This is a genomic window from Actinomycetota bacterium, assembly GCA_019347675.1.
In the GTDB taxonomy this organism is placed as follows: domain Bacteria; phylum Actinomycetota; class Nitriliruptoria; order Nitriliruptorales; family JAHWKO01; genus JAHWKW01.
Genome location: JAHWKW010000002.1, coordinates 50,641 through 64,631, shown reverse-complemented (window position 1 = coordinate 64,631; position 13,991 = coordinate 50,641). Strand labels below are relative to the sequence as shown.

Here is a 13,991-nt window from a genome sequence, read left to right as displayed (position 1 = left end):
TCCTGCTCGCGGCGGTGGCGTGCGCGGGCGGCGCCCAGCCGGCCACGTCGCCGACCGCGACGGCCTCTGACGCGGGTGCGCCCACCGCCGCGCAGACGTCGCCCTCCCCGAGCCCAAACGCACCCTCACCGACCCGCGGGGCGTTCGATGCGGACGCTGCGATGCGAGCCGCGCATGCGCTGACCGCGCTCGGTCCGCGCCCCGCTGGCAGCCCCGCCGACAGCCAGGCCCGCCAACTGATCGCCGACCGGTTGGGGGGCGCTGGCTGGAGCGTGGTCGAGGAACCGTTCCCGCTCCCGCAGGGCGGCGTGACGGCCAACGTGGTGGCGTGGCGCGACCTCGACCCGCGCGGCGGAGCACACGTGGTCGTCGGCGGCCACCACGACACCGTGGCGGGGTCTCCGGGCGCCAACGACAACGCCAGCGGGGTCGGGGTGCTGCTGGCCGTGGCTCGGGAGCTGGCCGACGAGGAAACGGGCGTCCCGGTGGTGTTGGTCGCGTTCGGCGCCGAGGAGTACCAGCCGTCCGAGCCTCGCCAGCACCACCTCGGGTCCGACCGCTACGCCGCGGGCCACGCCGATCGGGTGGTCGCCGCACTCAGCGTGGACATGGTCGGCAACGGCGACGTGACCTGTATCTGCTGGTCCGACGTCGGCCCGGCCACCCTCGCCCAGCGGCTGCAGCACGTGGCCGCCGAGACCGGTCTCACCGGGTACGAGGTCCAGACGCGCGGAGACATCAGCGACCACGGCCCGTTCGCCCGCCGCCGCGTCCCCGCGGCGCTTCTGTGGACGTTCCTCGACGAGGTCTACCACTCGCCCCGCGACACCCCCGAGCATCTGCGCCCGACCGATCTGCGTCGGGCAGGTGACCTCACGCTGTCGTTCCTGCGGAGCCTGGGCCCCCAGGACGCCAACGGCCTGGCACCGGCCACGCCCGCCCCGCGCGACAGGGCCGTAGCCGGTACCGCGCCGCGGCCAGTCACTACCATGGCGCCGACCCTGGTCCCGCCCATCCGGGACGTCGTGTGAGCAGTTACCTCGATGAGTTGGTCGCCGGCGCCCACGCCCGGCTCGACGCCGCGCGGGACGCCGAGCCGCTCGACGCCCTCCGCGAACGGGCGCTGCAGGTCGCACCCGGGCCCTCGCTGGACGTGGCGTTGCGCGGGCCGGGCGTGGCGGTCATCGCCGAGATCAAACGAGCGTCGCCGTCGCGCGGGCCCCTCGCGCCCGAGCTCGACGCGGTCGCCCAGGCAGAGGCGTACCGTGACGGCGGCGCCGCGGCGGTCAGCGTCCTGACCGAGCCCGACCGGTTCCTGGGCAGCCTCGACGACCTGGCGGCGGTCGCCCGGCTGGAGATCCCCACCCTGCGCAAGGACTTCGTCGTGGCGCCGTACCAGGTGTGGGAGGCCCGAGCGGCGGGAGCCTCCGCGGTGCTGCTGGTCGTCGCCGCCCTCGGTCCCCACGACACCCAGCGACTGCTCCAGTCGTGCCGCGAGGCGCAGCTCGACGCGCTCGTCGAGGTCCACAACGAACAGGAAGCTGCCCTCGCCTACGAGGCGGGCGCCGCGATCGTCGGGATCAACGCCCGTGATCTCAACACCTTCGAGGTCGACCAGACGATCTTCGGGCGGGTCCGCCCGGCCCTGCCCGACTCGGTCGTCACCGTGGCCGAGTCGGCCCTGAGCGGACCCGAGGACGTGCGGGCGATCGCGCTGGCCGGTGCCGACGCGGTGCTGGTCGGCGAGTCGCTGATCACCGCGCCCGACCCCCGCGCCGCGGTCGCGCTGTTCGTCTCGGCCGGCGCATCGCCCACCACCGCGACGGAGTACCGGTGAACGCCATCCCGGACCGAACCTTCGGCCGCTTCGGAGGACAGTTCGTCCCCGAAGCCCTGGTCGGCGCCCTCGAACAGCTCGAGGCCGCCTGGGAGGCCGCGCGGAACGACCCCGCGTTCGAGGCGGAGCTGACCCGGCTGCAGCACGACTACGGCGGGCGCCCCACGCCGCTGTACCTGGCCGAGCGGCTGTCACAGGCAGCGGGCGTGGCCACGTACCTGAAGCGGGAGGATCTCGCCCACACCGGGAGCCACAAGCTCAACAACGTCCTCGGCCAGGCGCTCCTCGCCGTCCGGATGGGCAAGGAGAGGGTCATCGCCGAGACCGGCGCCGGCCAGCACGGCGTGGCCACCGCGACCGCCGCCGCCCTGTTCGGCCTGCGGTGCATGATCTACATGGGGGAGGAGGACTGCCGCCGCCAGCGCCTGAACGTTGTGCGGATGCGTCTGCTGGGAGCCGAGGTGATCCCGGTCGCGGCCGGGACCCGGACCCTGAAGGACGCCATCAACGAGGCCATGCGCGACTGGGTGACGAACGTGGAGACCACCCACTACCTGATCGGGTCCGTGGTCGGCCCCCACCCGTTCCCCACCCTGATCCGCGACCTTCAGCGTGTCATCGGTGACGAGACGCTGATCCAGTTCGACGAGCACGTCGGCGGGCTGCCCGAAGCGGTCGTCGCGTGCGTCGGCGGCGGGTCGAACGCGATAGGGAGCTTCCACGCGTTCGTGCCGCACCGGGGAGTGCGGCTGGTCGGCGTGGAAGCCGCCGGGGAGGGGCTCGGCTCGGGGCGGTCGGCAGCCACGCTGACAGAAGGGCGTGAGGCGGTGCTGCACGGGGCGCGCTCGTTCGCGTTGGTCGACGACGACGGCCAGGTGCTTCCTGCGCACAGCGTGTCGGCGGGGCTGGACTACCCGGGGGTGGGACCCGAGCACGCGTACCTGAAGGACACTGGCCGGGCCGAGTACGTCGCCGCCACCGACGAGCAGGCGCTCCGCGCCTTCCGGACGCTGGCGGAACTCGAGGGGATCCTCCCGGCGTTGGAACCGGCCCACGCCATCGGCTGGCTCCTCGACCACGGACGTGTGGCCTTCGGCGACGGGGCGCGGATCGTGGTGACCTTGTCGGGGCGGGGCGACAAGGACGTCGACGAGGTCGCGCGCCTCACAGGGCTCGAAGCGTGACCGGACCCGACCGACCCGGCGTGCGCGACACGCTCGAGGACCGCCGTCGGGACGACCGCCGCGCACTCGTGTGCTACCTCCCGGCTGGCTACCCGGACCTCGACACGTCGGTGGCGTGCCTGCACGCCGCCGACGAGGCCGGTGCGGACCTGCTCGAGATCGGCTTCCCGTTCAGCGACCCGATCATGGACGGGCCCACCATCCAGGCGGCCTGCCAGCACGCGCTCGACCGCGGCTACCGCGTGGACGACTTCCTCGACGTGGCGCGCCGCGTGACGGCCGCCACCCCAGCGCCGGCGCTGGTCATGACCTACTTCACGATCGCGGCGGTCCGAGGGCTCGCCCCGTTCGCCCGCGACTGCGCCGACGCGGGGCTGTCAGGCGCGATCCTCCCCGACCTGCCCGCCGGCGAGTCCGGATCCTGGCTCGCTGCCGCGCGCGACGCCGGTCTCGAGACGGTCTTCCTCGCTGCGTCCGTCAGCTCGGAGGCGCGCCTGGCCGCGATCTCGGCGGCCTCGACCGGGTTCGTCTACGCCACCGGGTTGCTCGGTGTCACCGGGGTCGATGCGGTACGGCGGTCGGCCCGCGACCTGGTGTCGCGCATCCGCCAACACACCAACCTCCCGGTCCTGGTGGGGGTCGGTGTCTCCACGCCGCAACAGGCCCGTGACGTCGCCGGGTACGCCGACGGGGTCATCGTCGGGTCGGCGTTGGTGCGTGCCGCCGGCGACGGCGACCCTGCCGGCGCGCCCGACCGGGTCGCTGCGCTGGTCGGGGCCCTCCGCGCGGGCGTCGACGCCGCGGCGCCCCGCCCCGCCCCCGGAGCCACGCGTGCCTGAACAGCTCGACCTCGACACGTTCCTGGCGATGCCGCGATTGAGCGACCTGCGGCTGTCCCCGGACGGATCCCGCCTCGTCGTCGCGGTCGCGACCCCCGACGACGACCGCAAGCGCTACACCAGCGCGCTCTGGGAGCTCGATCCCGACGGCGCCCGCGAGCCCCGGCGACTGACCCGGTCACCGCGGGGGGAGTCCAGCCCGGCGTTCCTGCCCGCCGGTGACCTTCTGTTCGTCTCGGAACGGGCCAGCCGCGACGACGCCGAGAACAGCGACACCACCGCCGACCTGTGGCTGCTCCCAACCGCCGGCGGCGAAGCACGGCTGGTCGCCGAGCCGCCGGGTGGCCTCGCCGGACTGACCGTCGCCCGCGACGCCGGCCACGTCATCCTGGGCGTCCCAATCCACCCGGGCGCGTCGACCTGGGAGGACGACGCCGGCCGGGACCGCGCCCGACGCGACGCCGGTGTCCGCGCGCTGCTGTTCACCACCTACCCCATCCGCTGGTGGGACCACTGGCTCGGGCCCCGCCAGCGACGGCTGTGGCACGGGCAGCTCCCCGGCCGCGACGAGGGCCGCCTCCAGCTCCGCGACCTCACCCCCGACGTCGGCGATCAGCTCGCCATCGACAACGCCGTCTTCGACGTCACGCCCGACGGCGCCACGGTGGTGACGAGCTGGCAACGGCTGGCCGACGACCCACGCCAGCGCACGTTCGACCTCGTGGCCGTCGACGTCGCCACGCGCGAACGACGTGTCCTGCTGCACCACGACGACCACTGGTACTCGGACCCACGATGTTCGCCGGACGGCCGCGCGGTCGCCTGCCTGCGGACCTTCCAGGGTGACCCGGAGACGGTCACCGACACGAACCTGGTCGTGGTCGACCTCGATCGCGGCGACGTGCGGACGCTGGTGGCCGACGTGGACTTGTGGCCCGACCGGCCGGTGTGGACCCCGGACGGCGCGGCCCTGCTGTTCACCGCCGACCAGGCCGGACATCGGCCCGTGTTCCGCGTGTCGGTCGACGACGGTCGCGTGACCCGGCTTACCGCGGGCGGGGCGTACAGCGACGTCGACGCCACGCGCGACGGTGAGCGGGTGGTGGCGCTCCGCGCGACCATGCAGCGTCCTCCGCACCCGGTCGTTCTCGACGCCACCGCCCCCGATCAGCACTCCCCGGGCGAGATCCCCTCACCGGCGGCCGCCCTGCACGGCCCCGGGCGCGTCGAGCGAGTCACCGCGCGCGCCACGGACGGCACGTCGATCCGGTCGTGGCTGGTCCTGCCGCCGGCCGCAACGACCGCCGGCCCAGCCCCGCTGGTGGTGTTCATCCACGGTGGGCCGCTCGGGACGTGGAACGGCTGGCACTGGCGCTGGAACCCGCACGTCCTGGCGTCCCAGGGCTACGCCGTCCTCTGCCCGGACCCGGCTCTGTCGACGGGGTACGGGCTCGACCTGATCCGCCGGGGGTGGGGACGGTGGGGCGCCGAGCCCTACACCGACGTGATCGCCGCGGTCGAACACGCCGCGGGGCGCGACGACATCGACGCGACCCGCGTCGCGGCGATGGGCGGCTCGTTCGGGGGGTACATGGCCAACTGGATCGCCGGCCACACCGACCGCTTCCGCGCCATCGTCACGCACGCCAGCCTGTGGGCGCTGGACGGCTTCCACGGCACCACCGACCTCGGCGTGTGGTGGGAGCGCGAGTTCGGCGATCCCTACGTCGACCCGGGGCGGTACCGCGAGCAGTCGCCACACCAGCACGTCGGCGCGATCCGGACCCCGATGCTGGTGATCCACGGCGAGAACGACCACCGCGTGCCCATCAGCGAGGCCCTGAGGTTGTGGACGGACCTGTCGCGCCACGGCGTCGACGCTCAGCTGCTGTACTTCCCCGACGAGCACCACTGGATCGCCAAGCCCCAGAACGCGCGCTTGTGGTACCGGACGGTGCTCGCCTTCCTCGACCACCACCTCCGCGGGCGACCGTGGGAGCGCCCCGACCTGCTGTGACCGACGTGGTCCGCCCGCCGGCGCTGGGCCCCGGTGACCGCGTCGCGATCGTGTCGCCGAGCAGCCCGGTGCTGCACCGCGATCGCCTCGACCGCGGTCTGGCTCAGCTGCGCTCGTGGGGACTCCAGCCGGTGGTGTTCCCCCACGTCGACGACGTGCACGGCCACCTCGCCGGCACCGACGAGGACCGGGCCGCCGACCTCAACGCCGCGTTCCGCGATCCCGGCATCCGGGCCGTGATCGCCTCACGCGGCGGGTACGGCGTCACCCGGATCCTCCACCGGCTGGACTGGGAGGCGCTGCGCAACGACCCCAAGCTGGTCGTGGGGTTCAGCGACGTCACCGCTCTGCTGGTTGCGGCGTGGCAGCGTCTGCGCCTGGTGACGGTGCACGGTCCCTTCGCGGGTCGGCTGCACCTGCTGGGTGGGGGTCCAAGCAGCGCGCACCTGCGCCGACTCCTCACCGACCCGCGCCCCGCCGGGATGCTCACCCAACCCGACGATCCACCGGTCGAGACGGTCGTTGGCGGGGTCGCCGAGGGTCGGCTGTTGGGCGGGAACCTCAGCGTCCTGTGCGCCCTGGTGGGCACCGGCGACGCCCCCGACACCCACGGGACCATCCTCGTCATCGAGGACGTCAACGAGGCGCCCTACCGGCTCGACCGGTCGCTGACGCAACTGCACCGCGCCGGGATCCTCGACCACGTCGCCGGCGTGGTCGTCGGCGAGATGGTCGGGTGCCACCCACCGACCGACCGCCCGTCGATGCCCACCGCCGCGGTCATCCGCGCCGCGGTCGCCGGGCTGGGGATCCCCGTCCTCCACGGCCTGCCGATCGGGCACGTCGACCGTCAGCTGGCCCTGCCGCTCGGCGTCCGCGCCCGCCTCGACGCCGACGCCGGGACGCTCACGCTCCTGGAGCCGGCGACCAGACCCCGTCAGCCCGCCCCCGCCGATGCCTCCGCGTAGCTGCGGGGGGCCAAGCCGGGAAGGGGGCGGGCGACGTCGGCCCACGACGCCGGGAAGCTCACCGTGGCCGGGTCGCCGTCGGAGACGAAGCGGCGGCCCGGCTCGGCGTCGAGCCACTCGACCCACTTGTCGAACTCGGGGACGTACGCCTGGACCCGCTGCACCGCCATGGGGTCGTACTCGCTGTGGTGCGGCGAACGGGTCGGCATGAAGCCGACCAGGAGAGCGATGTCGTGCTCGTAGCGGACGCCGTTCGCCTCCCCGCGCATGGCCAGCTCGCGGTTGTTGGGCCAGATGCCCTGGGTGAGCGTGATCGACCGCACGCGGTAGTCGGTCCCCACCACCTCGGCGAGCTCGGCCTCGGCCCGGGCGAGGTTGTCCTGCACCTCGGCGTCGGTGAGCTCGGCGAGGTTGTCGTGGTTGTAGGTGTGGTTGGACAGGTCGAACCCGTTGGCGACCAGGTAGCGCAGCTTCGCCTCGATGGTGTCGCGGTCGGTGTCGCGGAAGGGGACCGGCCAGTAGAACGCGAACGTCGCCCGTGCCCGCCAGGTCGGGTCCTCGCGCTCCATGGCCTGCAGGATCCCTACCACCGAATCGGGGTGGGGGGTGTGGCCATCGTCGGCGAAGAAGAAATGCTGTCGGTAGGAGTCATCGAACGTCAGCAGCACCGGTGATCTCCCCAACGGGATGGGGAACGTCCCGTCGATGAACTCGTCGACCGAGATCGGCCGGTAGCCGCGGTCGTAGAGTTCGCGCAGCTGCGCACGGAAGGTGGCCAGCGAGTTCTCCCAGCGCCCGTCGCGGTCGCCGATGTCGTGCCACTCGACGACCAGCACCCGTCCGAGCTCGTTGACCCCGGCTGCGGCCAGCTCGTCGTCGGCGACCTCGACGACGGTCACCTCCGGTTCGGCCGGTGATGGATGAGCCGGCTCGCGATCCACGGCGGCTGTGGCGTCGGGGACGGGCGCGGCGGCGGGTGGCTGCATGCCGACCGGGGCGGCCGAACAGGCACCCATGAGGGCCGCAGCGGTGGCGAGGACAGCGCGGCGGATCATTCGATGTGTCCTCCGCGGAGCATCACGAACGGCGTGGGTGTCTCCGCGGGTGGCTCCTCCGCGGCAGGCTCCGGTGGGGCTTGGACCGCGCGGGGCCGCAGGACGGGGGCCAGCGCCTCACGGCTGTAGCGGTTCCGCGCGTTCCACAGCAGCCACGACTCGATGCCGTTGTCGTAGGTCGCACGGAGCTGATCGCTGACCCGGCCTGGGTGGTGCGGGACGGTCAGGGAGAAGTCCTCCAGCCACGGGCGGACCTTGGCCCGGTAGCCGGTGACACGTTCCTGAGCCTCGCGCATGGCGTTGACCACGACCTCGTAGGGGTGCGCCTCCGGTCGGGCCAGGCCGTAGTTCCCGGGGTAGTAGTGCGACGGGTACACCATCGGTGAGACGTGATCCACCTCGCTGATCACGTCCTCGAAGAGCTGCCCGGTGCCGTCACCGTCGCCGGAACCCTCCTGCTTGTACGTGGTCAGCCCGAAGATGTCGGCGCTGATCCGCACCCCCTCGGCGTGCAGCTGCTCCCGGGCGTAGGCGAGGAACGCCCGGATCGCGGCGGGGTCGACCGTCTTGCCGTCGTCGTACACGGCTGAGGCGACGTTCCCGTCGGTGGGGAAGCGCACGTAGTCGAACTGGATCTCGAGGAAGCCCATCCGTGCGGCCTCACGGCCGAGATCGACGATGTAGTCCCACGCCTCCTTCTTGTTGGCGTCCAGCCACGCCATGCCCTTGCGGTCGCGCCACACGCCCCCACCGGCGGCCTTGATCGCCAGCTCGGGCTTCGCCGCCGCCACGATCGGGTCCTTGAAGCACACGATCCGGGCGATCGGGTAGCCGCCGGCGTGACGCAGCTGGCGGATCCGCGAAGCCGCACGCGCTTTGGACTGGCCCGAGTGGCTGTCCGCGCCGGACTCGTGCGCGATCGCGACGCGGGAGTCCTTCCACGCGATCATGCCGTTGTCATCCTTGACGTCGATGACGATCGCGTTGATCTCGGTTGTGCGGATCAGGTCCATCAGGTCGTTCCACCGCTCCCCGGCGAAGCTCCACATCGTCGAGTACACCCCCCGCACGATCGGCCACTCCGCGGGGAAGGTCCGCAGCTCCGCACGGGTACGGCCGAGGAGCTCGGGGGTGAGGTCGACCGCGGGTGCCGCCGCGAGCTGCGCCGCGGGAGCGTCGTCGGTCGGGTCGGTGGGCGCTGCCCGTGCTGGGTCGGTCGTCTCCTCGCTGTCCGTCGCCACGATCGGTGGGGTGGCGGGTGTCGCCGCGCTCGACGCCTGGTCTGGCTCGGCCCCGGGCGGTTGGACGCCGGTGAGCCACAATCCGAGGACGAGGCCGGACGCGGCGAACACCGCACGCAGCCTCGTCGGTGTGATCACCATGGTCGACCCATCACCGTCCGCGACGACGGGGACCTCCCATGTTGCCGCCGTGGCCCCGTCCTCCCCGGCGGCGGGTCGGGAACCTAGCACCCCCCACGTGGCTCGGCGGGTGCGAGGCCGTATCCTCGTGGCGTGCCCCGGTAGGCCAATCGGCAGAGCCACGCGCCTCAAGAGCGTGTCAGTGTGGGTTCGAATCCCACCCGGGGTACTTCGCGCTCGAGGTTTGTTTCGCGCTCGGGTCGGCGACGGCTACGCTCCCGCGGGGCGAGGGCTGTCCATCGAGCTCGCGTGACACTCGGGGAGTAGCGCCACGGGCACCGCACGCGATGCGACCAAGCTCCGCGAGCGGTTGGCGAACGTCCACGAGCGTCTCCGCCGTACGCGGGCGAACCTGCGGGTGCTCGAGGAGCAGGTCGCGTACCTGCGGGAACTCGCCGAGGACGCCGAGACGCGGAAGCTCGTCGCGCAGACGCCGCTGGCCGACCGCGAGTGGCGCGAGGCGAAGACGGACCACGACCGGCACGTGCGGCTGCTCGACGAGACCCGCGCCGAGGCTGCCGAGCTGGCCGCCGAGCGGGACCGCCTCCTCGACCGCCTGCTCGAGCTGGAGGGGACCAGGTGACCGAGGACGCCGCGCGGGCGGGGACGCCAGGCGGGCAGGCCCCGGACGACAGGCTCCCGACGCGGGTCCTGATCGCTGAGGACGAGGCGCTGATCCGCCTGGACCTCAAGGAGATGCTCGAGGAGGAGGGGTTCGAGGTCGTCGCCGAGGTGGCGGACGGCGCCTCGGCGGTCCGCCTGACCCGCGAGCTCCGACCGGAGCTGGTCATCCTCGACATCAAGATGCCGGTCATGGACGGGATCCAGGCCGCCGAGGAGATCGCCCGGGAGCGGCTCGCTGCGGTGCTCATCCTCACCGCCTTCAGCCAGCGTGACCTGGTCGAGAAGGCTCGCCGCGCTGGCGCGATGGCGTACCTCGTCAAACCGTTCCAGAAGCACGACCTGCTACCGGCCGTCGAGATCGCCGCGGGGCGCTTCCGGGAGATGTCCGGGCTGGAGTCTCAGGTCGACGACCTCGAGGCTCGTCTGGAGGCCCGCAAGCTCGTGGAGCGCGCCAAGGGGATGCTGCAGGAGTCGCAGGGCATGACCGAGGCCGAGGCGTTCCGCTGGATGCAGCGCCAGGCGATGGAACGGCGCCTGACCATGCGCGCCGTTGCCGAGCAGATCATCGACGAGTTGCGCGGTGACGATCGTCCCTCCGGCTGAGGACCCGGCGCGGGGGGCGTTCCTCGCGAGGTCCTACCGGGGTCGTAGACCTGGGGTGCCCCGGTTCTACGCTCGACCTCGCCGAACCGACCCGGAGGAGCCATGCGCGTCCCGATCAGCCTGCGCACCGTGGCGCTGGCCGCCACCGTCGCTCTCAGCGTCGCCGCCTGCGGCGACGGAGACACCACCGCCACCCCGGGCCCGGCCGGGACGCCGGGGACCGCGCCGGCGTTCGACCTCGTCAACGAAGGCGTGCTCACGGTCTGCTCCGACATCCCCTACGCGCCGTTCGAGTTCGAAGACCCCGAGCGACCCGGCGAGTACACCGGGTACGACATCGACCTGATGCGGGCCTCCTCCGACCGCCTCGGCCTGCAGCTCGAGGTCGTGGTGACCAGCTTCGACGCGATCAGGAGCGGGACCGCGATGGCGGCCGACCAGTGCGATGTGGCCGCGTCGGCGATCACGATCACCGCCGAGCGCGACGAGAACCTCGACTTCACCGACCCGTACTTCAACGCCGACCAATCGTTGCTGGTCCGCACCGATGACCGCGAAACGCATGCGTCGCTGCAGGACCTCGCCGGTCAGTCCATCGGCGTGCAGTCCGCCACGACCGGCGAGGAATACGCGCAAGAGAACAAACCGGAGGGCGCGACCATCACGACGTACGAGGACGCCGGCGCGCTGTTCACCGCCCTGACAGCCGGTGAGATCGACGCGATCCTGCAGGACTTCCCGGTGAACGCCTACCAGGCCACGCAGGACGAGTCGGTGGTGGTCGTCGAGCGGTTCGCCACCGGTGAGCAGTACGGGTTCGCGGTGGCGGAAGGCGACACCGAACTGCGCGACGCGATCAACGAGGTCCTGCACGATCTCGAGGGCGACAACGAGTTCGCCGAGATCCACCGGCGCTACTTCGGGGAGGATCCGCCCGACGACCTGCTGTAGGCGCCGCGGTCAGCGGCACCAACTGTGTGAGGGGGCCCGTTAGGGTCCCCTCGCCGTTCGAGGAGGCCCCACGTGCAGCGACGGACCCAGGTCCGTCTCGTCCGGGTGGTGTTCTACACGCTGTTCGCCGTCGCCGTCGTCTACGTCGGGGTGAACGCGGATTGGGCGCGGCTGCAGAATCGCTTCTTCAACCTCCAGATCGCCGCAGACATGTTCCCCCGCGTCGTGACGGTCGCGGCCCGCAACACCCTGATCTTCACCGTCCTGTCGTTCAGCTTCGGGCTGATCCTCGGCCTGATCCTCGCCCTGATGCGGCTGTCGACCATCCGTCCGTACCGCTGGTTCGCGGCCGTCTACATCGAGGTCTTCCGCGGGCTCCCCGCGCTTCTGACCATCTTCCTGATCGGGTTCGGGATCCCGATCGGGCTGGGGTTCAGCATCCCGGGCCGATACGGCCCCGGAACGGTCGGGCTGGGACTGGTTGCGGCCGCGTACATGGCGGAGACCATCCGCGCCGGCATCGAGGCGGTTCCTCGCGCGCAGATGGAGGCGGCACGGTCACTGGGGATGCGTTACTCGCGCGCCATGGCGTCGATCGTGGTGCCCCAGGCCTTCAGGATCATCATCCCCCCGATGACCAACGAGCTCGTCCTGCTGCTGAAGGACACGTCCCTGCTGTTCGTGATCGGGACCCGGCAGGGCATGGAGGAGCTGACCAAGTTCGGGCGTGACGTGCTGAACCTGCGAGCGAGCCCGACGCCGCTGATCGTCGTCGGCCTGGTCTACCTCGCGATCACCATCCCGATGACCCGGCTCGTCGCGCTGCTGGAACGCCGGGCGAGGAGGGCGCGCTGATGGCCACGTTCGCGAACGCCGGCCAGGCGGAGCACGCCATCGACATCATCGATCTGCACAAGCGGTTCGGTGATCTCGAGGTGCTGCGCGGCATCGACTTCCACGTCGAGCACGGCGAGGTCGTCTGCGTCATCGGGCCGTCGGGTTCGGGGAAGTCGACCCTGCTGCGCTGCGTGAACCGGCTCGAGGAACCCACGTCCGGGCGGATCATCATCGAGGGGACCGACATCACCGATCCCGACGTCGACGTGGATCTGGTCCGCCGCAAGATCGGGATGGTGTTCCAGCAGTTCAACCTCTTCCCGCACCTCACGGTGATGGGCAACCTCACGATCGCGCAGCGGCGGGTCCTGAAACGGTCCAAGCGTGAGGCGAACCAGGTGGGCCGCGACATGCTCGACCGGGTCGGCCTGGCCGAGAAGGCCGACGACTACCCGGTCCGCCTGTCGGGCGGTCAGAAGCAGCGCGTGGCGATCGCGCGGGCGCTGTGCATGGATCCGGGCATGATGCTGTTCGACGAGGTCACGAGCGCCCTCGACCCCGAGCTGGTCGGGGAGGTGCTCGACGTGATGCGCACGTTGGCGGACGAGGGCATGACGATGATGGTCGTGTCGCACGAGATGGGCTTCGCCCGCCGCGTCGCCGACCGGGTCGTGTTCATGGCGGACGGTGTCATCGTCGAACAGGGCCCGCCGTCGCGCGTGTTCGAGGCCCCGGATCAACAACGCACCCGCCGGTTCCTGTCGGTGGTCCTGGAGCGTTGATCGGCGAGGGTCAGAACAGCGCGCGCGACAGGCGCTTCCGGGCTGCCGCGACGCGCGGATCCTGCTGACCCAGCATCGTGAACAGCGCCACGAGTTGTTCGCGGGCTTCCTCGCGGACCCCGCTGCCCGCGTCGACCGCGGCGAGCAACTCCTCGATCGCCTCGTCGTGCTCGCTGCGGGCGGCCAAAGCCCGGCCCAACGCCAGGCGGGCACCACCGTCGTCGGGGTCTGCCGCGACCCGTGCGCGGAGGTCATCGATGCTGTCGCCACCGACCTGGGCGAGTTCCGCCCGGGCGGCGACCTGCTCCGCCGCCGGGTCCGGTCGGTGCGGGGCGACCAGATCCAGGGCAGCGTCCGGGTCGCGCTCGACGAGCAGCCGAGCGAGCGCCACCGCGGCGTCGCGGTGACCGTGTTCGATCTGAAGGGCCTGGCGCAGTGTCGCCTCGGCTTCGTCGCCGTGCTGCTGGGCTGCTCGCTCGACCAGCTGATCGGCGGCCGAGGGCACCAGCCGGTCGAGGAACGCCTCGATCGCCTGGGGCGGCTGCGCCCCGACGAACTCGGCGACGACCGCCCCGGCGCGGAACGCCTTCACGGCCGGGATCCCCCGGACCGAGAACATCGATGCCAGCCGCTGGTTGCGGTCGACGTCGACCTTGGCGAGGACCACGTCACCGCCGCGGGCGGTCACGGCGCGCTCGAGGAGCGGCCCGAGCGTCCGGCACGGTCCGCACCACGCCGCCCAGAAGTCGACGACGACGGGGACGTCGTGCGAGCGCTCGACCACGTCCCGTTGGAAGTCGTGTTCGTCGACGTCGATCACGACCTGCTGTTCCGCCATGCGACCTCCGGGTCCGCGCCCCTGCGAAGGTACGC

Annotated in this window: 13 protein-coding genes, 1 tRNA gene and 1 pseudogene; 12 read left to right on the top strand and 3 right to left on the bottom strand. The window is 72.0% G+C overall.

The window, feature by feature from the left end:
- Nucleotides 1-161: 161 nt before the first annotated feature.
- From KY462_01500 to KY462_01475, 6 genes are read left to right on the top strand one after another with little or no spacing between them, the layout of a single operon-like run.
- A complete protein-coding gene (locus KY462_01500) occupies nt 162-1,031 on the top strand; it encodes a M28 family peptidase (protein MBW3576415.1) in 870 nt (289 codons plus the stop codon).
- Nucleotides 1,028-1,837, top strand: a complete 810-nt coding sequence (locus KY462_01495) for an indole-3-glycerol phosphate synthase TrpC (protein ID MBW3576414.1) — start codon at nt 1,028-1,030, stop codon at nt 1,835-1,837. Before KY462_01500 ends, KY462_01495 begins: the two co-directional genes overlap by 4 nt.
- The gene (trpB, locus tag KY462_01490; GenBank protein ID MBW3576413.1) at nt 1,807-3,021 is read left to right on the top strand and encodes a tryptophan synthase subunit beta; all 1,215 of its coding nucleotides are present in this window, start codon (nt 1,807-1,809) and stop codon (nt 3,019-3,021) included. Before KY462_01495 ends, trpB begins: the two co-directional genes overlap by 31 nt.
- Nucleotides 3,018-3,860 (top strand): tryptophan synthase subunit alpha, encoded by an 843-nt coding sequence (gene trpA / locus KY462_01485; GenBank protein MBW3576412.1) that lies wholly within the window; start codon nt 3,018-3,020, stop codon nt 3,858-3,860. The genes trpB and trpA overlap by 4 nt, the downstream gene beginning before the upstream one ends.
- Before the next feature lie 28 nt (nt 3,861-3,888).
- A complete protein-coding gene (locus KY462_01480; GenBank protein ID MBW3576411.1) occupies nt 3,889-5,877 on the top strand; it encodes a S9 family peptidase in 1,989 nt (662 codons plus the stop codon).
- On the top strand, nt 5,874-6,845 hold the full coding sequence (locus KY462_01475; protein MBW3576410.1) for an LD-carboxypeptidase: 972 nt from the start codon (nt 5,874-5,876) through the stop codon (nt 6,843-6,845). The genes KY462_01480 and KY462_01475 overlap by 4 nt, the downstream gene beginning before the upstream one ends.
- Here the strand turns inward: KY462_01475 and KY462_01470 are convergent.
- Together KY462_01470 and KY462_01465 are read right to left on the bottom strand one after the other, a co-directional pair.
- A complete protein-coding gene (locus KY462_01470; protein ID MBW3576409.1) occupies nt 6,815-7,900 on the bottom strand; it encodes a polysaccharide deacetylase family protein in 1,086 nt (361 codons plus the stop codon). The genes KY462_01475 and KY462_01470 overlap by 31 nt on opposite strands.
- On the bottom strand, nt 7,897-9,282 hold the full coding sequence (locus tag KY462_01465; GenBank protein ID MBW3576408.1) for a putative glycoside hydrolase: 1,386 nt from the start codon (nt 9,280-9,282) through the stop codon (nt 7,897-7,899). Before KY462_01465 ends, KY462_01470 begins: the two co-directional genes overlap by 4 nt.
- Before the next feature lie 134 nt (nt 9,283-9,416).
- Here KY462_01465 and KY462_01460 point away from each other — a divergent pair.
- The 6 genes and pseudogenes from KY462_01460 to KY462_01435 all read left to right on the top strand — a co-directional run bounded on the left by KY462_01460 (nt 9,417) and on the right by KY462_01435 (nt 13,118).
- Nucleotides 9,417-9,490 (top strand) — tRNA-Leu (locus tag KY462_01460).
- A 141-nt stretch (nt 9,491-9,631) separates the two neighbouring features.
- Nucleotides 9,632-9,904: a hypothetical protein gene (locus tag KY462_01455; GenBank protein ID MBW3576407.1), complete on the top strand. Its 273-nt coding sequence runs from the start codon at nt 9,632-9,634 to the stop codon at nt 9,902-9,904.
- Nucleotides 9,905-9,966: 62 nt separating this feature from the next.
- Nucleotides 9,967-10,548 (top strand): annotated as a pseudogene (locus KY462_01450) (response regulator).
- Between the two features lie 102 nt (nt 10,549-10,650).
- Complete coding sequence (locus tag KY462_01445; protein ID MBW3576406.1) at nt 10,651-11,499, top strand: transporter substrate-binding domain-containing protein; 849 nt, start codon at nt 10,651-10,653, stop codon at nt 11,497-11,499.
- A gap of 72 nt (nt 11,500-11,571) precedes the next feature.
- Nucleotides 11,572-12,354 (top strand): amino acid ABC transporter permease, encoded by a 783-nt coding sequence (locus KY462_01440; protein MBW3576405.1) that lies wholly within the window; start codon nt 11,572-11,574, stop codon nt 12,352-12,354.
- Nucleotides 12,354-13,118, top strand: coding sequence for an amino acid ABC transporter ATP-binding protein (locus tag KY462_01435; protein MBW3576404.1), 765 nt, complete (start codon nt 12,354-12,356; stop codon nt 13,116-13,118). Before KY462_01440 ends, KY462_01435 begins: the two co-directional genes overlap by 1 nt.
- Nucleotides 13,119-13,128: 10 nt before the next feature.
- Here the strand turns inward: KY462_01435 and KY462_01430 are convergent, their stop codons facing one another.
- On the bottom strand, nt 13,129-13,956 hold the full coding sequence (locus KY462_01430; protein ID MBW3576403.1) for a tetratricopeptide repeat protein: 828 nt from the start codon (nt 13,954-13,956) through the stop codon (nt 13,129-13,131).
- Between the last annotated feature and the right edge of the window lie 35 nt (nt 13,957-13,991).

Bases quoted from the DNA above. Each gene is read 5' to 3' on its own strand.
- KY462_01500 (MBW3576415.1), top strand. From the start codon at position 162: ATGCGAGCCGCGCATGCGCTGACCGCGCTCGGTCCGCGCCCCGCTGGC.
- KY462_01480 (MBW3576411.1), top strand. From the start codon at position 3,889: ATGCCGCGATTGAGCGACCTGCGGCTGTCCCCGGACGGATCCCGCCTC.
- KY462_01470 (MBW3576409.1), bottom strand. From the start codon at position 7,900: ATGATCCGCCGCGCTGTCCTCGCCACCGCTGCGGCCCTCATGGGTGCC.
- KY462_01465 (MBW3576408.1), bottom strand. From the start codon at position 9,282: ATGGTGATCACACCGACGAGGCTGCGTGCGGTGTTCGCCGCGTCCGGC.
- KY462_01445 (MBW3576406.1), top strand. From the start codon at position 10,651: ATGCGCGTCCCGATCAGCCTGCGCACCGTGGCGCTGGCCGCCACCGTC.
- KY462_01435 (MBW3576404.1), top strand. From the start codon at position 12,354: ATGGCCACGTTCGCGAACGCCGGCCAGGCGGAGCACGCCATCGACATC.
- KY462_01430 (MBW3576403.1), bottom strand. From the start codon at position 13,956: ATGGCGGAACAGCAGGTCGTGATCGACGTCGACGAACACGACTTCCAA.